19 protein-coding genes and 1 pseudogene are annotated in these 21,745 nt (G+C 54.4%); 15 read left to right on the forward strand and 5 right to left on the reverse strand.

Annotated elements, in window-relative coordinates; all coding sequences use genetic code 11:
* The first annotated feature begins 36 nt into the window (after nt 1-36).
* The 5 genes and pseudogenes from KP808_RS23905 (at nt 37) to KP808_RS23925 (ending at nt 5,267) form a co-directional block, all read left to right on the forward strand.
* Entirely contained in the window at nt 37-507 is a 471-nt protein-coding gene (locus KP808_RS23905; protein ID WP_230017053.1) for an SMI1/KNR4 family protein, read from the forward strand.
* Nucleotides 508-663: 156 nt separating this feature from the next.
* On the forward strand, nt 664-1,077 hold the full coding sequence (locus KP808_RS23910; RefSeq protein WP_230017054.1) for a hypothetical protein: 414 nt from the start codon (nt 664-666) through the stop codon (nt 1,075-1,077).
* Nucleotides 1,078-1,713: 636 nt separating this feature from the next.
* Nucleotides 1,714-2,790, forward strand: a pseudogene (locus KP808_RS26265) (RHS repeat domain-containing protein); the annotation flags it as partial.
* 363 nt (nt 2,791-3,153) lie between these two features.
* Nucleotides 3,154-3,501 (forward strand): hypothetical protein, encoded by a 348-nt coding sequence (locus KP808_RS23920; protein WP_080396341.1) that lies wholly within the window; start codon nt 3,154-3,156, stop codon nt 3,499-3,501.
* 1,388 nt (nt 3,502-4,889) lie between these two features.
* Nucleotides 4,890-5,267: a hypothetical protein gene (locus KP808_RS23925; protein WP_058401844.1), complete on the forward strand. Its 378-nt coding sequence runs from the start codon at nt 4,890-4,892 to the stop codon at nt 5,265-5,267.
* A gap of 253 nt (nt 5,268-5,520) precedes the next feature.
* Here the strand turns inward: KP808_RS23925 and KP808_RS23930 are convergent, their stop codons facing one another.
* Nucleotides 5,521-6,846: an OprD family porin gene (locus KP808_RS23930; protein ID WP_230017055.1), complete on the reverse strand. Its 1,326-nt coding sequence runs from the start codon at nt 6,844-6,846 to the stop codon at nt 5,521-5,523.
* 456 nt (nt 6,847-7,302) lie between these two features.
* Nucleotides 7,303-7,527: a hypothetical protein gene (locus KP808_RS23935; protein WP_004663296.1), complete on the reverse strand. Its 225-nt coding sequence runs from the start codon at nt 7,525-7,527 to the stop codon at nt 7,303-7,305.
* Nucleotides 7,528-7,744: 217 nt separating this feature from the next.
* On the opposite strand from KP808_RS23935, the gene KP808_RS23940 reads away from it, so the two are divergent.
* Nucleotides 7,745-8,074: a DUF2790 domain-containing protein gene (locus KP808_RS23940; RefSeq protein ID WP_004663292.1), complete on the forward strand. Its 330-nt coding sequence runs from the start codon at nt 7,745-7,747 to the stop codon at nt 8,072-8,074.
* Nucleotides 8,075-8,353: 279 nt separating this feature from the next.
* Entirely contained in the window at nt 8,354-9,613 is a 1,260-nt protein-coding gene (locus tag KP808_RS23945; protein WP_005733888.1) for a cation:proton antiporter, read from the forward strand.
* Here the strand turns inward: KP808_RS23945 and KP808_RS23950 are convergent, their stop codons facing one another.
* Nucleotides 9,614-10,513, reverse strand: a complete 900-nt coding sequence (locus tag KP808_RS23950) for an AraC family transcriptional regulator (RefSeq protein WP_122258828.1) — start codon at nt 10,511-10,513, stop codon at nt 9,614-9,616.
* A gap of 281 nt (nt 10,514-10,794) precedes the next feature.
* Between KP808_RS23950 and KP808_RS23955 the strand changes: the two genes are divergently transcribed.
* The 3 genes from KP808_RS23955 (at nt 10,795) to KP808_RS23965 (ending at nt 13,869) form a co-directional block, all read left to right on the forward strand.
* Nucleotides 10,795-12,111: an ABC transporter substrate-binding protein gene (locus KP808_RS23955; RefSeq protein WP_058409201.1), complete on the forward strand. Its 1,317-nt coding sequence runs from the start codon at nt 10,795-10,797 to the stop codon at nt 12,109-12,111.
* Between the two features lie 39 nt (nt 12,112-12,150).
* The gene (locus KP808_RS23960; protein WP_230017056.1) at nt 12,151-12,924 is read left to right on the forward strand and encodes an L-iditol 2-dehydrogenase; all 774 of its coding nucleotides are present in this window, start codon (nt 12,151-12,153) and stop codon (nt 12,922-12,924) included.
* Between the two features lie 123 nt (nt 12,925-13,047).
* On the forward strand, nt 13,048-13,869 hold the full coding sequence (locus tag KP808_RS23965; protein WP_002555713.1) for a DeoR/GlpR family DNA-binding transcription regulator: 822 nt from the start codon (nt 13,048-13,050) through the stop codon (nt 13,867-13,869).
* Between the two features lie 112 nt (nt 13,870-13,981).
* Here KP808_RS23965 and typA read toward each other — a convergent pair whose 3' ends face one another.
* Nucleotides 13,982-15,802 (reverse strand): translational GTPase TypA, encoded by a 1,821-nt coding sequence (gene typA / locus KP808_RS23970; RefSeq protein ID WP_002555714.1) that lies wholly within the window; start codon nt 15,800-15,802, stop codon nt 13,982-13,984.
* A gap of 144 nt (nt 15,803-15,946) precedes the next feature.
* Nucleotides 15,947-17,401, reverse strand: a complete 1,455-nt coding sequence (gene thiI / locus KP808_RS23975; protein WP_058409204.1) for a tRNA uracil 4-sulfurtransferase ThiI — start codon at nt 17,399-17,401, stop codon at nt 15,947-15,949.
* Between the two features lie 335 nt (nt 17,402-17,736).
* Here thiI and glnA point away from each other — a divergent pair, with 335 nt between their 5' ends.
* The 5 genes from glnA to KP808_RS24000 all read left to right on the forward strand — a co-directional run bounded on the left by glnA (nt 17,737) and on the right by KP808_RS24000 (nt 21,655).
* Nucleotides 17,737-19,143 (forward strand): glutamate--ammonia ligase, encoded by a 1,407-nt coding sequence (gene glnA, locus KP808_RS23980; protein WP_002555716.1) that lies wholly within the window; start codon nt 17,737-17,739, stop codon nt 19,141-19,143.
* A gap of 164 nt (nt 19,144-19,307) precedes the next feature.
* Nucleotides 19,308-19,721: a cupin domain-containing protein gene (locus tag KP808_RS23985; protein ID WP_230017057.1), complete on the forward strand. Its 414-nt coding sequence runs from the start codon at nt 19,308-19,310 to the stop codon at nt 19,719-19,721.
* A 126-nt stretch (nt 19,722-19,847) separates the two neighbouring features.
* Nucleotides 19,848-20,405, forward strand: a complete 558-nt coding sequence (locus KP808_RS23990) for a chorismate mutase (RefSeq protein WP_230017058.1) — start codon at nt 19,848-19,850, stop codon at nt 20,403-20,405.
* A 78-nt stretch (nt 20,406-20,483) separates the two neighbouring features.
* Entirely contained in the window at nt 20,484-21,026 is a 543-nt protein-coding gene (locus tag KP808_RS23995; protein ID WP_326839567.1) for a DUF4124 domain-containing protein, read from the forward strand.
* Between the two features lie 11 nt (nt 21,027-21,037).
* A complete protein-coding gene (locus KP808_RS24000) occupies nt 21,038-21,655 on the forward strand; it encodes a DUF4124 domain-containing protein (protein WP_057402282.1) in 618 nt (205 codons plus the stop codon).
* Nucleotides 21,656-21,745 lie beyond the last annotated feature (90 nt).

The raw sequence follows: 21,745 nt of genomic DNA on the forward strand, positions 1-21,745 counted from the left end.
TGGGAAAAGAGATCACTTAACTTTTGAAACGCACCTATGAATTATTTAGAAATTATTGAATCCGAAATGAATGCAAGTAGAGAAGAGCTGACATTTGCAGGAAGTGCAAGTGATAGCTTAATTCTAGAATTCGAGAAAGAAATGGGTATAAAGCTCCCATACTCATACAAACTATTCCTTAAAAAATTTGGCGCATTATCATTCGCCGGGGACACATATTATGGCGCAACCAAAAGCGGATTAGCAGCCACTTCGATTCCCAGCGTATTTTTTGCAACAATGAAAGCACGCTCACAAGGCGATGCGGATTCAAAAATGGTTGTTATCCAGTCTTCCGGATACGGTCCTATATATTCTATTGACACTTCTATCAATAGTGCCCCCCATGAGAATCCAATAATAGAAACAGAACTATCATTCAAAAGAGAACCCAACAAAAAAATAATATTTGAAAACTACGAACTATTCTTACTATCTACGATTAGAAAAGCAATCGAAGAGCTATGATACCAGTCTGGGTTAATACTTTAGATACGTGCGCAGCTCGAATATCACTTGAGGTTCCGCAGGGCGGCAGTTATAGTGCGGCGTACTCAAGAGCAAAACTTAACAACGTCGGAAAACTTTTTCCTTATGCACCATAACTGACATAAGACTATAACCATGAACATCGATGCGGAGTTTGAGAAAATAGAAGAAAGCCATTTCTTCTCTAACATGGGGGAGTTATTTTCTAGTGAAGGGAGTATTATCTGCATAGAGAACGTGCGAAAGGTTTTTCTTGAGCCTTCGGAACTAGAATTCAAAGGATGTTATGCGGAGGTTGAATGGCTCCCCATATCGCCAACCCAAGACGCCCCATTTTATAAACTACCTAAACCGTCAGCAGAACTAACCGAGCTCAGAGTAAAAGTAAATAAATCTGTTATGGCAGTCACAAGAAATTTGGAGAAAGGCCTTTTTTATGTGGGCCGCATGATTTCAGTATTGCTGCCAGAAATGGGATCTGTTTTGCTTTTCGACAGTATATATCTGAATGCAATTATGACCTTGGCGATCACTGGAAGAAAATCGTAGATATTTATTATAACGGACATTGGCCTGTCGGCTTTAAAAAAGACAAACTAGTGATAATTTAGAGACCAAAGCCGCCCAGTAAAAAACCTTAGAAGCATTAAAAGACAACACTCTTCTTTATACTTAAAAGCTCTTTAAAAACCAGATTGGCAGATGGGACTACTAACATCGAGTTAGTCTCTTTTCTGTTTCATTGATGCAACCCACAAATTCAAATACATATGGTAGAACAATCTGACTCAGGTCGAAGAAACCGGCTACAGCGAAAAAGGCGAACGGCCACAGCGCAGCACGTATTTCGAGCGCGACCCGATTGGTCGCCTGCTGGCCAGACTCAACGACGACGCCCGTCAGGATTTCACCTACGACGACAGCGACCGCCTACTGTCCATTCAACGCACACCCACTGACGGCGGCAGAAAGCTCGGTGTCAGTGCCGAAAAACTGGAATTTTCCTACGATATTCTGGGGCGTTTAACGCAGGAGACGTCGCCCCAAGGCGCACTGACCTACGACTACGATCCACTCAGCAACCTGACCACGCTGACCCTTCCTACCGGCCAGCACCTGAACCATCTGTATTACGGCAGCGGTCACCTGCATCAACTGAATCTCGATGGCCAACTGATCAGCGACATGGAGCGCGACGACCTGCACCGCGAGATCTATCGCACGCAGGGCAAACTCACAAGTTGCTTCGGCTATGACGCACTGGGGCGCAAGACCTGGCAGTACGCAACCACCCTGCCCGCTGAAAAACTGTCACAGATCCAGAACCCGCTCATAAAACCAGAGCTCTACGTCGAACACGCCTACAACCCGATCCACCGCCGCTACGAGTACGACCCGGCTGGCGAACTGAGCCGCACCCTCGACAAACTGCGCGGCGAGGTCACCTACGAATACGAAGCCAACGGCCGCCTGCTTGAACACAACCCCGAAAAACGCTTCGAAGGCGAAGCCTTTCGCTACGACGCCGCTGGCAACCGCCTCAACTTCAACACCAGCCGCTTCGACCGCGTCAAAGACAACCGCCTCAAACAATGGAGCAACCACGAATACAAGTACGACGCGTGGGGCAACCTGGTCGAGAAAATCGTCGGCATCGTCCGCTGGCAAACCTTCACATACGACAGCGAAAACCGCCTGGTCAAAACCGAGACCATGGCCAACAGCCAGGTGGAAAGCACCAGCCGCTACCAGTACGACAGCCTGGGTAGGCGGGTCGCTAAAAAGTCGGAGATCAAAGGCCAGAGCGACGAGAAGCGCTTTCTTTGGCAAGGTCTCAGGATGCTGCGTGAAGAGGGTCCCGAGCACAGCAGCTTGTATCTCTATGAGCCTGGCAGCTATGCCCCGCTCGCCCGTGTTGATGAGAAAGAGGGCGAGTTAGAGAACAAGATCTACTACTTCCACACCGACCAGATTGGTACACCGCTGGAGATGACCGACGCCGAAGGGCAGATCGTCTGGCAGGCCAAATACCGGCCGTGGGGAGCGATTGAGAAGCTGGTGGTGAACGAGGTCGAGCAGCACCTGAGGTTTCAAGGACAGTATTTCGATGTCGAGACAGGGCTTCACTACAACACGTTTCGGTATTACGATCCTGAGATTGGGCGGTTTATAACGCAGGATCCGATTGGGTTGAGTGGTGGGGATAATCTCTATCTGTATGCGCCTGATCCTTATGGGTGGGTTGATCCTTTAGGTCTTTGCAACGGTTCCGGAAATGGCTCACTAGAAATTGCACCGGGCAAATTTGACTACCTATTTGGCCGCGCAGCTAGTAACGCTCATAATGCAGCCAGATCGAACCAGCTTGCTCTCGAAATGAAGAGACTTGGTGTTCCTGATACTACTTCTGGCCGTCAGATGCTAACTGAGCATTTGGCGTCATCCACAAAAACCCAAGGCAACGTTATGAGTACTTTTTCCAATCAGTATGGGATGTTTGAGGTCAGAGAATCCCTATTCATAGGCCCATCGGGTCGAGCAGCCAACTTCAAAAGTACTTTCCAAATACTTGATAATGGAACTCGTAAACTTATAACCTTAATACCCGTTCACTAAGGAGTGACTATGAAATTTCCGAGCCCCGATGATTTCTTAGAAGAATTTGGCATTGAGCCTGTCGAGATGGATACCAGCTCAGCTCTATTTCGTTATAATATAAAATCGAAAAACAGTGAGATTGAAGCTGATATATCCTTCAGTGCCGTAATGCGATCTTTTCAAATAGCACTTTATGTTTCAGCGAAGGAAACTGCCATAGTATCATCAGAAAATGTAGAATCCATTGAATTTATGCGCACTAGTTCCGGAACAGGAATTCGCGTAATATTTGATATATGCGAAACCATTTCAGAAGCTCAGATTTTAATTGAACCTGAACTGAGCTGTCGTTGGTGGACATTACGGAACGCATGAGCACCTTAGAATTCCATATGCTTTTCAATTTACTTTCATTATTAAGATGATCAACCAAGTCCCCCCATTATAGAAGCTGCCCTCTAAGCTTCTTGGGGCAGCATTGGGTAACAAAGACGGGTTGCTCCCGTAGTTAAAAGATGTAAATCGTTGTCAATTTAGAGCTTTTGAAGCGGTTACTGCCAGCACTGTAAATAATAGAGGGCAGTAGACATTGAGCTTGACTTAATATATGACAGCGGCGGCGCACAAACTATATATCAATAATGCCTATCGTCAAGACAAGAAAATACTAGAAGGTATACTTGAGAATACATATGAAAGATAAAGATTCTTCAAACCAAGCCCTGTAAACTATCGAAAAGTTCATGCAAGAAATGAACACTTGGGAAGTCGAGCTGTTCAGGCTAAGAAAAAAGAGCTAATAGAGGGTAAAGACAATTTACCTCTAAAGAAAGCTTACAGAAGCAAACTAGAAGCAATACTAAAAATATGCAATAGAAGACAAAAGCAACTTCTGCAGACTAATAGGCTCAGGCTATACGAATCCACCCACATACCACCCCAAAAGCGATATATTGGAAAAATCGCTAATGAAAAAATCTTGTTACTATAATAGCCCAGTAAACGATTAGAACAGAAACCTTATCGAAAATAACATTAAAACTCCAAAACAATGAATGATTGATAACGAAAAAGGAAATCTTAAGCCATGATGAAAAATCGCGACGCGCACCATTATAAGTCAATTAGCAACAATGTAAATCTTACTAATAAAAAAGAGCACTTACAAGCTAAAATTTCGGATCGAAGCCATGAAAACCTTGCCTGACTGTTTGATTTTGTGCGTATGGCGCGCTCTAATTGGTGAGATATATCCTGAAATAAGAGCAATCGCCATTTCTCTAACGGATGATCGAACACTATTTATTTGTTACTATCTTGACAGGCCACCCACAGACTTTGACTGGGAAAGCTTAGAGGTCGTCTCTACAAATATTTCAGCATCAATTGGTCAAGACAAAATCCTCCAAATAGACCTGGAGTGTAAGTTTGACTTGAGCCCAATCGGAAGTCTTGAGCATTTTGAAGGTTTTGTCTACTGCCGTCGGGAGTATGAGTCATAGGGGCAATCGGACCATCTAAGAAAACAGCATGATCAAAAGCAAGGTCCAGCATCAATCCTTTCGAATGTTGCTCAAAATATCCAACAAGCAAACAACCTGTATATTTACGGGTCCGGCAGCTGTGCCAGCAGCCCATGCTGATCAACAGAAAGTTGAAGTATAGGACTTTATTACTTTCACATCGAAAAGACTGGTAAAGTCTTAGAGATTACGGGTAATGAGGAAAAAGCAATCGTGCAAAGCTTGAGGTGTTCAATCCAAATGAACTCTAAAATAATCAACCAAGAAACCATTGAAAACATATTAAAAGCTGACAACATAGATATCCACACAGCCAAAGTCCTAGAACAGGCTAAGGCACATGCTGAATTTATACACGGGTTAAACCTTGAAATCTACAACATAAATGGAAGCTTAAGCATGAGACAAATTGTAGATTACAGAATAAACACTCTCGAGAAAAGCGGCAGGACCTTCCACGGAGCAAAGGAATGCACACTCAAATTAGGAAGATTGGCACCAGACCACCCAGTTAGCTGGATCGCTAAAAAGATGGAAAACAACGTCTTAGTTTTAATAATTGACCGCAAATCTAACGGCGTTATACATGCAATGTCGACCACGGCTAAAACGACCTAATACTAGGTATGTAGAGCACAATTACGACTTTGCCTAAGCAGCTACTGAATTAAAGTTGGCATAGCGTGGACGCCCCATGGCCTTGAATTATATCAATGCACAAAGAAAGCTCGCCTCATCATTTGGTGAGTTCATCAGCGGGTTGAAAAATGAAGATGAGGTAGATCTCTGATTCCCTTGCCATCAGTCGTCTACTTTCTAGCCAGTCCAATTGTGAAGCGCCCCAAAGGACGCCTCACTCAATCATCCCCCCTCAAAGCACACTCAACGGATACTCCACAATCACCCTCACCTCATCCAGATCCGATTCGAACGCTGTGGCACGAGTCGTTGCCTGACGCACGCGCAGCGAAAGGTCTTTGAGTGATCCGGTCTGCACGATGTATTTCGCTTCTATATCGCGCTCCCAGCGTTTTTGATCGGTCAGCGGGTTGCCTTGTGCGTCGCGGCGCATGTAGGTGCTGTTGGCGTTGGAGTAGTCGGCGTCGGTGCCTTTGCCGTAGCGGGTCATGAACGACAGGCCGGGCACGCCGAAGGTGGACATGTCGAGGTTGTAGGTGACCATCCACGAGCGTTCTTTGGGTGAGTTGAAGTCGCTGTACTGGATGGAGTTGGCCAGGTAGATGGAGTCGGACTGCCGGAGGTAGTCGAAATCGTCATCACCTTCATTGCGCTGGTGCGAAAGCGACAGGGTGTGTGCGCCGTATTGCAGGGCGAGTTTTGCGCTCCAGATGTCGTTGTCGAATTCGCCGAGCAGCTTTTTGCCTTCGTCGGTGGCGTTGTAATAGTTCAGGCTGCTGGTCAGCGACAGGTCATCAGAGAGCGGCAGCACGTAGGACGCTGAAGCGTATTTCTGATCCCAGGCGTCTTTGAGTCGGCTGGTGTAGAGGCCAAGGCTCAGCCTGTCGGAGGCCTGATAGTCACCGCCGAAGTAGGCAACCCATGGAGAGTCCACGGCACCGCCGTAGAAGGTGACGAAACCGTCGCGCATGTTGCTGGAAACGGGCTGGCTCATGGCGTGCAGGCGACCGCCTTGCAGGGTCAGGCCGCTGATGCTGTTGTTGACGGCGGTAACGCCGCGAAAGCTTTCCGGCAGCAGTCGGGAGTCGCCGAAGGCAACCACCGGGGTGGAGGGAAACACATCGCCCACGTTGACGACGGTGTCGAAGGCTCTGGCCTTCAGCGAGCCACCTACCTTGGTGTATTCGTCACGGGCGCGGCCTTCCCCATCGACCGGCAGCACGTCGAACGCGCTGCGGCCGCCGTTGCGTCCGTCACCGGTGTCGAGCTTGATACCGATCATGGCAAATGCATCGACCCCGACGCCGAAGGTGCCTTGAGTGAAACCTGACTGGAATCGCCCGATGATGCCTTGCGCCCACGCTTCGGAGTAACCATTGCCGGTAGGGCTGGATTCGCCGTTGCGGTGGTCGCGGTTCATGTAGAAGTTGCGGTTGAGCACCGTCAGTGTGCTGCCTTCGATAAAGCCTTCTTTCTGTTCTTCGGCGAATACGGCAGCCGGTGCGACACCGGCGAGGGTCGAACACAGGGCCAGTGATAGAGTTTTAAGTTGAGTCATGTGCGCTCCGTCTAATCGGCAGATTGTTATAAACATGTCGATCTGGCTGTTTTTATTAACCCGAGCGCTGCCAGTGGGGCACAATCTTGAAGTGGCGAAGATAACGCCGAGGTGACGGGAAGATTACAAATATGAAAGGAAGTGCATTACAGCACGCCGTTGCTCAATAAAATAAAATAAAATACGCTTTGACCGGTGTAATCAGACATTCAAGATAGGACGCAGAGCGTCCAGAACGGCATTCCATGGTTCAAGTGCGCTCCTTCTGGCGGCTGTACCGGCCTTTTCGCGAGCAAGCTCGCTCCCACGGGCGCTGGAGCATGGGAGTGATAACGATTTGTGTAGATACGGGAATAAAAAAAGCGCCCCGAAGGACGCTTAAAGATTCGCCCCGACCAAAGGAGCAGGGAGCTACCAAGGGCGAATGGGGGTGCAGCGGGTCGGGCATCAAAGGCATCAGCCTTCGGACTTGGTCGACCGCTCGGCCTTGGCGTTGTCGTCTGTGTTGACGTAGCGCTCGGCTTTGTTGCTGCTGTTCTGTTCCTTGAAGCGCAGTTCCTGTGCAAGACGCATCTTGTCAGCCGCTGTGCTTGCGTACTCGTTGCCGTCGTCGGCGAAGGCTGCAGTGGCGGACAAGGCAGCTACGGCGAAAACCATCGACTTGATCAGTTTCATCATCATTACCTCTTTCGGTGTGTAAGGAGTTCCTTAAAAGCGCAGTGCTCGTCAGGGATGAAACAAGCTTACGTCCGGGTAGCTAACAGGAAGGTGAGCAGAGAATGACAATACTGTTAGAAAGCTGACATCTGCGAGATTACCGATTTGTAATGTTTCAGCCACTTTCCGGTTAGTGCGCACTTGGTAAGGTTGAACCACATTCAAACGGAGACAAAAGAAAATGCGCACCGCCAAATCGTTGTTACTTGCTCTGGTCATTCTTTCGCCACTGAGTGCTTACGCTTACACCACTGATGAAGTCAAAGCCACCACAGTGATCAAGGAACACCAGGCCAGCGTGCAGAAATACGCGGCTATCCATAACAAGCCGATGCCGGAGATCAAGGAGTACAAATACGGAATGAAGCTCGACGTTGCCAAGGTCATTCGCAAATCCCCGGATCTGCAAACCTGTAGCGTGATGCCGAAACTGATGACCTACGAGGACTCCAAAGGCAAGCTGAACACCGTGCAGTACCAGGTCCTGAGCGGGTGCAGAAACAGCCAGTGATTCTGAACCTGCCAGGGAGGCCACCCACCGTTACATCCCCCGTCAGCCCGGACCGTTATCCGGGCTGACTTTTTTGTGTCTGCAATGCCCCGCTTCTTGCGCTTTCAAGCCTGCTTCATGCACTGATTCCTGCCTTTTTTGCAACATCACCGCATCTGCGTGGTCAACGCAAACCCCACTGTGTCGTGTCGCGATGTGTCTGGACATGGATCCGGTCCATCAAACACAGGCTCGGTTACGGTGATCGAGACACTGCACTTACGGATTCTGGAATGACGGATGCTTGAACTTGCTGCTGGTTTTATCTGCCTCACTGCGCTGCTGACCTATGTGAACTATCGCTTTATCGGTCTGCCGCCCACCATCGGTGTCATGGTCACCGCGCTGATGTTCTCTTTGCTGCTGCAAGGGCTGAGTTTTCTGGGCTATCCCGGTCTGGAAGATCGCGTCCAGCAGCTGATCGGTCAGATCGACTTCGGCGACCTGCTGATGAACTGGATGCTGTCCTTCCTGCTGTTCGCCGGCGCGCTGCACGTCAACCTTGCCGACCTGAGAAGCTATCGCTGGCCCATCGGCCTGCTGGCAACCTTCGGTGTACTGATTGCCACCACCGTGATCGGCGCGCTGGCCTACTGGATCTTTGCCCTGTTCGGCTGGCACGTCAGCCCGTTGTACTGCCTGCTGTTTGGTGCGCTGATCTCGCCCACAGACCCGATTGCCGTGCTCGGTGTGTTGCGTACCGCCAACGCCTCGAAACCGCTGAAAACCACCATCGTTGGTGAAAGCCTGTTCAACGATGGCACGGCGGTGGTGGTGTTCACCGTTCTGCTGGGTATCGCGCAGCTGGGCGAAACGCCGACGGTTGGCGAAACCGCCCTGCTGTTCGTCCACGAAGCAGTCGGCGGTGTGCTGTTCGGCGGCCTGATTGGCTATGCCGTGTACCTAATGATCAAAAGCATCGAGCAGTATCAGATCGAAGTCATGCTGACTCTCGCACTGGTGATCGGCGGCTCGGCAATGGCCTCCGAGCTGCATGTGTCAGGCCCTATCGCGATGGTCGTGGCCGGGCTGATCATCGGCAACCTGGGGCGTAATCTGGCAATGAACGACATGACCCGTCGTTACATGGACGGTTTCTGGGAATTGCTGGATGACATGCTCAACGCGTTGCTGTTTGCGTTGATCGGCATGGAGCTGTTGCTGCTGCCGTTCTCTTGGCAGCACCTGATTGCCGCCAGCCTGTTGGCCGTGGCAATTCTGCTGTCGCGCTTTGTCACCGTGGCCCCTGCGATTCTGCTGCTGCGGCGCTGGCGCAAGGTGCCACACGGTACGATCCGCATCCTGACCTGGGGCGGCTTGCGCGGCGGTGTTTCGGTGGCACTGGCGCTGGCCTTGCCCACCGGGCCGGAGCGTGACCTGCTGCTGAGCATCACCTATATCGTGGTGTTGCTGTCGATCCTCTTGCAGGGCCTGACGATCGGCAAGCTGGTGCATGCCGTCACCCGCTCGCCACAGGCGAAAGAGCCGGCAGAGCATTGATCAGAGTGATGCAGCGGCTCGCCGGTACTCACTGGGCGTCTGCTGCATCTCCACGCGGAAATGCCGGTTGAAGTTGGACAGGTTGGCGTAACCCACTTCAAAGCAGATGTCCGACACCGACATCTCGCTGTGCAGCAGCAACCGGCAAGCCCGCTGAACCCGCAGCTTGCGCATCAGATCGATAAAACAATGGCCCGTGGTGCGCTTGAAGAAGCGTGAAAAACCCGGATCGCTCATGTCCAGCCGCTGCGCGATGACGGACAGGCGAATATCGCTGGTCAATTCAGTCAGCAGATAATCGAACGCCTTGTTGATCCGCTCGGAACTGCGCGCATCCAGGGTCGGGGCATACCAGGCGCTGGCCAGCAGACGAGCCTCCTGCGCAGGTGCCTTCATCAGTGTATTGACCAGTTGTAGAAACAGAATCAGCCGTTCCAGGCCTTGTGCCGGGCCGATCTGCTCCAGCAGTTGCGCAGCCTGCATGGCCGTTTCGCCGGTGAACTCCAACCCGCGACGTGCCTGTTCGAACAGACGCTGCAAATCGCCCAGTTCCGGCAGCGTGCCACGTAGCGCCAGCAACGCCGCGCCATCGAACTGCAACACCACGTCACGCCCGGCCAGGTGCTCGCCGGGGGCAAGATCGCCGATCCAGTCGTGGGGCAGATCGGGACCGATCAGGGCCACATGACCGGCACCGAACTCACCGATGTAATCACCGGCCACCAGCTTGCCACTGCCCTGGCGGATCAGGTGGATTTCAAATTCTGGATGGTGGTTCCAGCGGGCCAGCGAGTAGGGATAGTCGTGCTCGTACCAGCGAAAGCAGTGGTCTGGTTGCGGGAGAATAACCTCAAGCTCGGCGGGACGCTGCTCGAACAAGGCCGCTCGGCTATCAGGCACTGGATGCCCCTTTTATCGTTATAAATGCTCTATGGACACCTAAACATACGCCCTACGGCTCGGCCAGTGCTAGCTCACAATTAATCCGCCACCGGTACTTTTTTGCTTTCAGAGCGCCGCATGGCAAGCGGTTAAAAAAGTATCAGCCGATCGTTCGCCGTGCGTTTGTTCAGGCCGCAACAGGCTGCTGTAATCAAGCCGTCCACCATGGTGATTCAGCCGTGGCCAACAACAAAAACAATGACTCCCGCCAGCCAAGGCGCGGGATGGAGTGCCCTGAGATGAAGATCCGCAAAGCGCTTTTCCTGTCAGCGGGCGTGTCTGTCGCCCTCAGCAGCATGGCCGCGCAGGCCGCCGAGACCGTGACCATCGCCACCGTCAACAACGGCGACATGATCCGCATGCAGCGCCTGTCGAAAATCTTCGAACAGCAGCATCCTGATATCAAAATCAATTGGGTGGTGCTGGAAGAAAACGTCCTGCGCCAGCGCCTGACCACCGACATTGCCACCCAGGGCGGCCAGTTCGACGTGCTGACCATCGGCACCTACGAAACGCCACTGTGGGGCGCCAAGCAGTGGCTGGAGCCGATCACCGGCCTTGCGCCCGAGTATGAGCTGGAAGATATCTTCCCCTCGGTGCGGCAGGGTTTGTCGGTCAAGGACACGCTCTATGCCCTGCCCTTTTATGGCGAAAGCACGATCACCTATTACCGCACCGACCTGTTCAAGCAGGCAGGTCTGATCATGCCGCAGCAGCCAACCTGGACCCAACTGGGTGAGTTCGCGGCGAAGCTGCATCAGCCCGACAAAGGTATTTACGGCATGTGCCTGCGGGGCAAGGCCGGTTGGGGCGAGAACATCGCGCTGCTGAGCACCATGGCCAACGCGTTTGGCGCGCGCTGGTTCGATGAGCAATGGAAGCCCGAACTGAGCAGCCCGGAATGGAGCAAGGCTGCGAATTTCTACGTCGATACGCTGAAAAAGTATGGCCCGCCGGGCGTGTCGAGCAATGGTTTCAACGAAACCCTCGCGCTGTTCAACAGCGGCAAATGCGCCTTGTGGGTCGACGCCAGCGTGGCCGGCTCCTTCACGACGGACAAGGAACAGAGCAAGGTGGTCGACAGCGTCGGCTTTGCGCCTGCGCCGGTTGAAGTGACCGACAAGGGCTCTTCGTGGCTCTACGCCTGGTCGCTGGCGATACCGGCCACCTCAAAGCACAAGGACGCGGCCAAGACGTTCATCACCTGGGCGACGTCCAAAGCGTATATCCAGCTGGTCGCCGAGAAAGACGGCATCAGTAATGTACCGCCAGGCACTCGAACTTCTACCTACAGCGAGGCCTATCTCAAGGCTGCGCCGTTTGCCAGCGTCACGCTGCAGATGATGCAACACGCCGACCCCGCGCACCCCTCGGCCAAACCTGTGCCTTACGTCGGCATCCAGTACGTGACCATTCCCGAGTTCCAGGCCATCGGCACCTCGGTCGGCAAGCTGTTCTCCGCCGCCGTGACCGGCCAGACCACCACTGAACAGGCGCTCAGCGCTGCACAGGCCGTCACCGAACGCGAGATGAAACGCGCCGGTTATCCGAAGTAAAGCTGCGGCCCTCAACTGTATTGGACGGATGATGAACCCATGAAACGACTTGAAGGTAAAAGCGCGCTGATCACCGGATCGGCGCGGGGTATAGGACGGGCTTTTGCCCAGGCGTATATCCAGGAAGGTGCTCGCGTAGCCATTGCCGATATCAATCTGCAACGCGCACAAGCCACGGCGAACGAGCTGGGGCCCAACGCCTACGCGGTCAGCATGGACGTGACGGATCAGACGTCCATCGATCAGGCCATCGCCGCTGTGGTCACACAGACCGGCAAGCTGGATATCCTGATCAACAACGCCGCGCTGTTTGATCTGGCACCAATTGTCGATATCACCCGCGACAGTTACGAACGGCTGTTTTCGATCAACGTCGCGGGCACCCTGTTCACTTTGCAGGCTGCAGCCAGGCAAATGATTGCCCAGGGACACGGCGGCAAGATCATCAACATGGCCAGCCAGGCCGGACGGCGTGGCGAGGCGCTGGTGGCGGTGTACTGCGCGACCAAGGCTGCGGTGATCAGCCTGACCCAATCGGCCGGACTGGACCTCATCAGGCATGGCATCAACGTCAACGCTATCGCACCGGGCGTGGTCGATGGCGAACACTGGGATGGCGTGGATGCGATGTTCGCCCGCTATGAAAACCGCCCGCTGGGCGAGAAGAAGAAACTGGTCGGCGAGCAGGTGCCATACGGACGTATGGGCACGGCGGACGACCTGACCGGCATGGCGATTTTCCTTGCTTCGCCGGACAGTGAATACGTGGTTGCGCAGACCTATAACGTCGATGGCGGCAACTGGATGAACTGAGGTGTGTCGGCTTCAAAGATGAGCAAGTCCGTGCAAAAAGGCCCGTCGCTGCTTCCATTGCCGGAGCGATTGGCTAAGATGCGCGGACCGCCTGTTGTCTTGGCGGCTCATCAAGGAGCACGAATGTCCACTGAAGAGGAGATCGCCATTTCCGGCGGTACACCTATGATCCCCGATCAGCGCCGGGAGCTGATGCTGCGTCAATTGCGCAAGCATCAGGTGCTCAGCGTTCATCAGTTGATGGAGATGTTCGACTGCTCGCACATGACCATCCGCCGCGATATCGCCCAGCTGGAACAGGAAGGCCGCGCCTACTCGGTTACCGGGGGCGTGCGTATCGCCAGCCAGGTGCACAGCGAGCCCAGCCATCAGTCCAAGGCGGTTATAGAGCTGCCGCACAAACAGGGCATGGCGAGGCTCGCGGCGGGTTTGCTGCATCCGGACATGACGATTTACCTGGACGCGGGCACCAGCACACTGGAAATCGTGCCGCATATCATTGCGTTGTCAGGCATGACCGTGGTGACCAATGATTTCGGCGTAGTCAACGCACTGGCCGATGCTGCGCATGTGGATGTGATTCACACCGGCGGGCTGCTCGATCATCCGAACCGCTCCAGCGTAGGCGGGCTGGCGGCAGCGACGTTGCGGCAACTGGCGACCGATGTGGCCTTCATGTCGACCAGCTCGTGGGACCTGCAACGCGGCACGACTACGCCGTCGGCGCTGAAAGTCGAGGTCAAACAGGCCGCCATGCAGTCAGCCTCGCAAACCGTATTGGTCGCGACCAGCTCGAAATACGGCACCTTCGGCATGTACAAGGTGGCAGGGCTCGAGCAGTTCGACACCATCATCACCGATGCCGCACTGGCTGAAGCGGCAGCGGATGGTATCCGTAAGCAGCGTATCGAATTGTTGCTGGCCCCGGTGGGTGGCAAGCGCTAGACACTTGATACCCGCCCTGAGCTTCAGCCGGCTGCGTGTCCCGATAATCCATCAGGCATAAAAAAAACCCCGGTCTCTCGACCGGGGTTTTTTATTCAGCGCGGGCTAAGTATCAAGCCTTGGCTTTCTTGGCAGCGCGGGTACGCTCGCTTTCGTCCAGGATCTTCTTGCGAAGACGGATGGATTTCGGCGTTACTTCGCACAGCTCGTCGTCCTGGATGAATTCCAGAGCCTGTTCAAGGGTGAACTTGACAGGTGGAACCAGAGCGATGGTTTCGTCTTTGCCCGAAGCACGCATGTTGTCGAGCTTCTTGCCTTTGGTAGGGTTCACACCCAGGTCGTTGTCGCGGCTGTTCAGACCAACGATCTGACCACCGTAGATTTCCTGACCGTGCTCGACGAACAGCTTGCCGCGCGCCTGCAGGGTTTCCAGGGAGTAGGTCAACGCCTTGCCGGTTTCAACCGAAACCAGAACGCCGTTCTGACGGCCGGACATGTCGCCGGACTTCATCACGTCGTAACGGTCGAAGATCGAGGTCAGGATGCCAGCACCGGAGGTGAGGGTCAGGAACTCGTTACGGAAACCGATCAGGCCACGGGCCGGGATGTTGTACTCAAGGCGAACACGGCCCTTGCCATCCGGAACCATGTTGGTCAGGTCGCCTTTACGCAGCCCCATTTGCTCCATGATCGCGCCCTGGGATTCTTCCGGCAGGTCGATGGTCACGTTTTCGTACGGTTCGTGCTTCACGTCACCTACGCGACGGATGATCACTTCCGGACGACCTACACCCATTTCGAAGCCTTCGCGACGCATGGTTTCGATCAGTACCGAGAGGTGCAGCTCACCACGGCCGGAGACCTTGAACTTGTCGGCGGTGTCGCCTTCTTCAACGCGCAGGGCAACGTTGTACAGCAGTTCCTTGTCCAGACGTTCCTTGATGTTACGGCTGGTGACGAACTTGCCTTCCTTACCGCAGAACGGCGAGTCGTTAACCTGGAAGGTCATCGAAACGGTTGGCTCGTCGACGGTCAGCGGCTTCATCGCTTCAACATTCAGCGGATCGCACAGGGTGTCGGAGATGAACAGCTGGTCGAAGCCGCTGATGCAGACGATGTCGCCGGCAGCTGCTTCTTCAACGTCCACACGGTGCAGACCGTGGTGACCCATCAGCTTCAGGATACGACCGTTGCGCTTCTTGCCTTCGGCATCGATAGCAACAACCGGGGTGTTTGGCTTGACGCGACCGCGAGCGATACGGCCAACACCGATGACGCCCAGGAAGCTGTTGTAGTCCAGAGCCGAGATCTGCATCTGGAACGGGCCGTCACGGTCAACCTTTGGAGCAGGAACGTGGTCGACGATCGACTGATACAGCGGAGTCATGTCTTCAGCCATGTCGGTGTGTTCCAGACCGGCAATACCGTTCAGGGCCGAGGCGTAGACGACTTTGAAGTCCAGCTGTTCTTCGGTAGCACCGAGGTTGTCGAACAGGTCGAAGATCTGGTCCAGAACCCAGTCCGGACGCGCGCCTGGACGGTCAACCTTGTTGATGACCACGATTGGACGCAGGCCGGCTTCGAAAGCCTTCTTGGTCACAAAACGGGTTTGCGGCATAGGGCCGTCCTGGGCATCGACCAGCAGCAGTACGGAGTCGACCATCGACATCACGCGCTCTACTTCACCACCGAAGTCGGCGTGGCCCGGGGTGTCCACGATGTTGATGTGGTAGCCATTCCAGTTGATCGCGGTGTTCTTCGCGAGAATGGTAATACCGCGCTCTTTTTCCTGGTCGTTGGAGTCCATCACGCGCTCGTCGTTGAGCTCGTTGCGCTCAAGGGTGCCGGACTGGCGCAGGAGTTTGTCTACCAGGGTGGTCTTACCATGGTCAACGTGAGCAATGATGGCGATGTTGCGTAGATTTTCGATCACTTGTGTATCTCGATCAGAGGATTCGGTCTGCTGACTGTTTATAAGGCAGCGATTAACTATTTCGAGTCGGCAAAAGCCGTTACGGCATGACGACTGGTGTCGGGGGGCCGGTGACGCAAGCCACAGGCAAACAGCCCCGGGCACTTAGCTCGGTCGATAAACGCGCACATTGGCATGCCCCTCACTGAGCAAATGGTGAGCATGCAGGCGACTCATGACGCCTTTGTCGCAATACAAAAGGTACTGGCGCGTGTCATCCAGTGCCTTGAAACGGCTGTTCAATGCGTAGAACGGCAACGTCTGTATCTCCACGCCAGGCACTTGCAGCGGCTGGTCCTCCTGAGCATCCGGGTGACGGATGTCGATGATGACCTGACCGGCCAGCGCCTGGCTGACTTCTTCTATGTCGACATTGCGGCTCAGATCGTCGATGACCCGATCGATCGAAATCAGCTTCGCGCGTTCAAGCGCTTGCTCGAGAATCGCCATGTCGAACTGTTTTTCTTCGTACTCAACGCGATTTCGCTTGGCGTTGGTCTTCGGGTTGACCGAAATCACCCCGCAATACTCAGGCATGTGCCGGGCAAAATCGGCAGTGCCGATTTCAGTCGCCAGGTCCACGATGTCCTGCTTGTGGCTCGCAACCAGCGGTCGCAGGACCAGCTTGTCTGTAGCCGCGTCGATCAGCGACAGGTTTGGCAGCGTCTGGCTGGCAACCTGTGAAATCGCTTCGCCAGTTACCAGCACGTCGATTTCGAGACGATCAGCCACGGCGGATGCAGCGCGTAACATCATACGCTTCAAAACTACACCCATATGACTGTTATCGACTTTCTGCAGAATTTCTCCGAGAACTTCCTCGAATGGCACGCTGACAAACAGCACCCGCTGCGAACTGCCGTACTTCTTCCAGATGAAGTGAGCGACTTCCATCACGCCCAGTTCATGGGCACGTCCGCCCAGATTGAAGAAGCAGAAGTGCGCCATAAGGCCGCGGCGCATGATCTGGTAGGCCGCAACGGTCGAGTCGAACCCGCCGGACATCAATACCAGGGTCTGCTCCAGCGCACCCAGCGGGTAGCCGCCCATGCCCTGATGCTGGTCATGAACGACAAACAACCGTTGGTCGCGAATTTCCATCCGCACGACCAGATCGGGCTTTTTCAGCTCGATTCCGGCGGCGCCGCATTGCATGCGCAACTTGCTACCGACGTATTTCTCGACATCCATCGAGCTGAAATCGTGACGACCGGCGCGTTTGCAACGCACTGAAAACATCTTGCCGGGCAGCAGGTCGGCGTAGTGCAGTTTGCACTTGGCGACGATGTCATCCATGTCGCCCAACGGGTACTCGGCCACCTGCAGAAAGTTGGCAATGCCAGGCATGCAACTCAGCCGGTCCCTGATGCCCTGCAGCACTTTGGGGTCGGTCTTGCGGGTCTCCACCTCAAGGTTGTCCCATACGCCACCCACGACAATGTCCGCGTCCAGTTCACGGAGCACGGTACGAATGTTCTTGCCCAGTTGCCGGATGAATTTCTTGCGCACCGGCGGGCTTTTAATGGTGATTTCTGGAAAAACTTTAACGATTAGTTTCATGGAAACAGCGCGTGAGGTGCCGACTGAAAAAGGGGGGCGCGGATTATAGCGGAAATTGCTCAACGTTTAACCAGTTATCGTACACCCGACCATCAACGCACCAAAAAGAGTCGGCGCACCAAATTGCAGCGCCATAACGGTGCGTACTTTTCTCGGCAGACGCGTTTAAATCCCCTGAAAGCCAGCTTTTGAAGCAAAAAACCCAACACGGGGCACTGGCATGCAAATTGCTCCCTTGTGAGGCAGGTTGCCTTGGCAGAATATTCGCGCCGGCATCACCCAAATTCAAGGGACCCAGCCTATAGAAGGCGGTTCTTAGCCACCCGGAGGACACCATGTCGAAGTCGGTTCAACTCATCAAAGATCATGACGTTAAGTGGATTGATCTGCGCTTCACGGACACTAAAGGTACGCAGCACCACGTGACCATGCCAGCTCGCGATGCGCTGGAAGATGACTTCTTCGAAGTCGGCAAGATGTTCGACGGCTCCTCCATCTCTGGCTGGAAAGGCATCGAAGCTTCCGACATGATCCTGCTGCCGGACGACGAAACCGCTGTTCTGGACCCGTTCACCGAAGAACCGACCCTGATCCTGGTGTGCGACATCATCGAACCGTCGACCATGCAAGGTTACGATCGTGACCCACGCGCCATCGCTCGTCGCGCCGAGGAATACCTGAAGTCCACCGGTATCGGTGACACCGTATTCGCAGGCCCTGAGCCAGAATTCTTCATCTTCGACGAAGTGAAATTCAAGTCCGACATCTCGGGCTCCATGTTCAAGATCTTCTCTGAGCAAGGTTCGTGGATGTCCGACCAGGACGTGGAAGGCGGCAACAAAGGCCACCGCCCAGGCGTCAAAGGCGGTTATTTCCCGGTTCCGCCGTTCGACCATGACCACGAAATCCGTACCGCCATGTGCAACGCTCTGGAAGAAATGGGCCAGACCGTTGAAGTTCACCACCACGAAGTGGCGACCGCTGGCCAGAACGAAATCGGCGTGAAATTCAACACGCTGGTTAAAAAGGCTGACGAAGTTCAGACCCTGAAATACGTTGTTCACAACGTTGCTGACGCTTACGGCCGCACCGCGACCTTCATGCCAAAGCCTCTGTACGGTGATAACGGTTCAGGCATGCACGTGCACATGTCCATCGCCAAAGATGGCAAGAACACCTTCGCAGGTGAAGGCTATGCCGGTCTGTCCGACCTCGCTCTGTACTTCATCGGCGGCATCATCAAGCACGGCAAGGCGCTGAACGGCTTCACCAACCCGTCCACCAACTCGTACAAGCGTCTGGTTCCAGGCTTCGAAGCACCGGTCATGCTGGCCTACTCGGCGCGTAACCGTTCCGCTTCGATCCGTATTCCTTACGTCAACAGCCCACGCGGCCGCCGTATCGAAGCACGCTTCCCGGATCCTTCGGCCAACCCGTACCTGGCCTTCGCGGCTCTGTTGATGGCTGGCCTGGACGGCATCCAGAACAAGATCCACCCTGGCGACGCAGCTGACAAGAACCTGTATGACCTGCCACCTGAAGAGGCCAAAGAGATCCCACAAGTTTGCGGCAGCCTGAAAGAAGCGCTGGAAGAACTGGACAAGGGCCGTGCGTTCCTGACCAAAGGCGGCGTGTTCAGCGACGACTTCATCGACGCTTACATCGCACTGAAAAGCGAAGAAGAAATCCGCGTTCGTACCTTCGTACACCCACTGGAATACGAGCTGTATTACAGCTGCTAATCCAGCCGCGCCAGCGTTGATGGCGTAACAAGAGACCTCCTTCGGGAGGTTTCTTTGTTTCTGAGGACCGATTTTTTATTTTGTGCAATAACGGGATACCGCATCAGAAAAAAAATACCGGGCAAACTTCTGGCTCGAATTTCAGCCAGCAAGGCCATCCCGACATGCCCTACAGACTTCTGATCACAGCTGCCCTGATAGCACTGACAGACAACGCCGTTGCCCAACAGGCAAGCCCCACCGTCGAATCCCGTGTTCTGCTGAAAAGCAAAACTTCCTGGGATGGCACGCCTTACATTGCCTACCCCAAAGGCCAGCCCGAGCTGACCGTTCTGAAAATCAACATTCCTGCAAACACCGCGCTGAAATGGCATAGCCATCCGATCCCCAACGCCGCCTACGTGGCCTCAGGAGAAATCACCGTCGAAAAACGGGACAGCAACAAGGAAATCCGCCTGAAAAAAGGCGACGCACTCGCAGAGATGGTTGATATCGTGCACCGCGGCAAGACGGGCGACACACCGGTCGAACTTATCGTCTTCTACGCCGCGACAGAAGCAACGCCGTTGTCGCAATAAGCTCTCACCAGCACGTACGCGGAATGCAGCCTTGCAACGTGAAATTCTTTTCACCACCGGGCACTGGCTGCATACCCAAGAATCGGGCTTAACTCTGAACCCGCCCCGATCAATATGGAGTTGAATATGCGCCTGCTTCTGGCCACTTCCCTGCTGACCCTGACGTGCATGTCTTCCTGCTTCGCCTTCGCCGCCGAGCAGAAGCCCTCTTCTATCGAGCCGCTGTTGCAAGCCATCAGCGAGCGCCTGTCCATCGCCGATCAGGTTGCCCTGAGCAAATGGGACAGCGGCAAAGCCGTCGAGGACCCGCCGCGCGAGCTGCAAGTCATCAGCGCAGCGCAGGCCCGCGCTGCCGAGTTCAAGCTGAACCCTGACGACGTTCAACGCTTATTCAAGGCGCAGATCGAAGCCAACAAGCAAATACAGAATGCACTGCTTGCCCAATGGCATGCAGCGGGCAAAGCCCCTGATACGACCAGGCTGAGCCTGGTGGACGATATCCGCCCGAAACTCGACCGGCTGCAAACCCAGCTGCTGCAGGCATATGCCGACTTCCAGCCACTGCGCAAGACCGAAGACTGCAGGATCAAGCTGGATATGGCGCTCAAGCGCTATCAGACCGACCCGATTCATGATCAGGCACTGGTACTGGCCACCGCCGATCTTTGCTCGGCAAACCTCTGACACATCAGGCGGATAGCGCAGCATAGGGCGATGTGTTCTATGCTGACGGCCAATTGTGCCATTGCTGTCGAGAGTCTCATGCGTCAAAGCCTGATTTGCCTGCTGCTGTTGATCAGCCTGCCTGCCTTGGCGCAGATCTATAAGTACACCGACGCGAACGGCAACACTGCGTTCAGCAATCAGCCACCCAACGGCACCAAAACCGAAGTGGTCGAGCTGCCGCCGCTCAACAGCATCGAAAGGCAGACACCCGCCAGGCCGGTCGTCAACAGCACGCCGCAACCGGCCCCTGCACAACCTCAGCCACAATCACAGCCACAGACGGCCTATGACGTGCTGGAACTGACGGACCTGCCAGCCGATGAAGCATTACGTGCCAACAACGGTACGTTCATTATCGGCGTGAAGATTCAGCCACGCCTGCAACAGAACCATCGCCTGCAATTGTTGCTGGACGGCAATCTGTATGGGCAGCCCTCCAACCTGCCGCGCTTTCAGGTGGTCAACATCGATCGTGGCGAGCACAGTTTCGCGGTAGTGGTGAAAGACGGCGAGCGGATTATTCAGCAGAGCGAGACCATTACGCTGACCATTCAACGCGTGCACCTCGGCAAACCATGAACAGACACACAATGCACAGCGCGCTGATCTGCTTGCTGCTGCTGATAGCGCTGCCAGCCGCTGCCGACGTCTATACCTACATCGACGCGCAAGGCAATCGGGTGTTTACCGACCAGCCGCGCAAGAACGCCACACGCGTTGATGTTCCACCCAGCAACAACATGACCGGCACCCCGCCAACCCGAACCTTGAAAGCACACCCTGCCAAACCCGCCGTGCAGCCAATGTTTCATTATCAGCTGCTGAGAATTCTGGTGCCCGAGCCGGACGCCACGCTGGTCAATCCCAGTGGCGATCTGATCGTTACCGTCACCAGCGAACCGGTTTTACAGCCGGGTCACAGCTACCGGCTATTGCTGGATGGCGTTGCCGTCGGCGAGGCCGGACGCAGCCCTGTCTTCCCGCTGAGCAATGTGGATCGGGGCACGCATCAATTATCGGTAGAGATTTTCGACGAACTTGGCCGTGTCCTGGAAAAAACGCCGAACCAGCCGTTTCACGTGCAGCGCATTTCCCTCGCGCAAAAGCGCGCGATTCATCCCTGCAAGGATGATGACTACGGCGTGCGCCCGGAGTGTCCGCTCAAGGACAAGCCCGAGCCTAAAAGCAGCATCCTGCCTTTCTTCTGATCCTCGACAACGCAGAAGCACCTTTTTGGTGCGCCACCTGCACGCCTGCGCAACAATACAGTCCAATTTGGTTCAGGAACGCACTGAAAG

The organism is Pseudomonas savastanoi (assembly GCF_020917325.1).
GTDB classification, from domain to species: Bacteria; Pseudomonadota; Gammaproteobacteria; order Pseudomonadales; family Pseudomonadaceae; genus Aquipseudomonas; species Aquipseudomonas amygdali.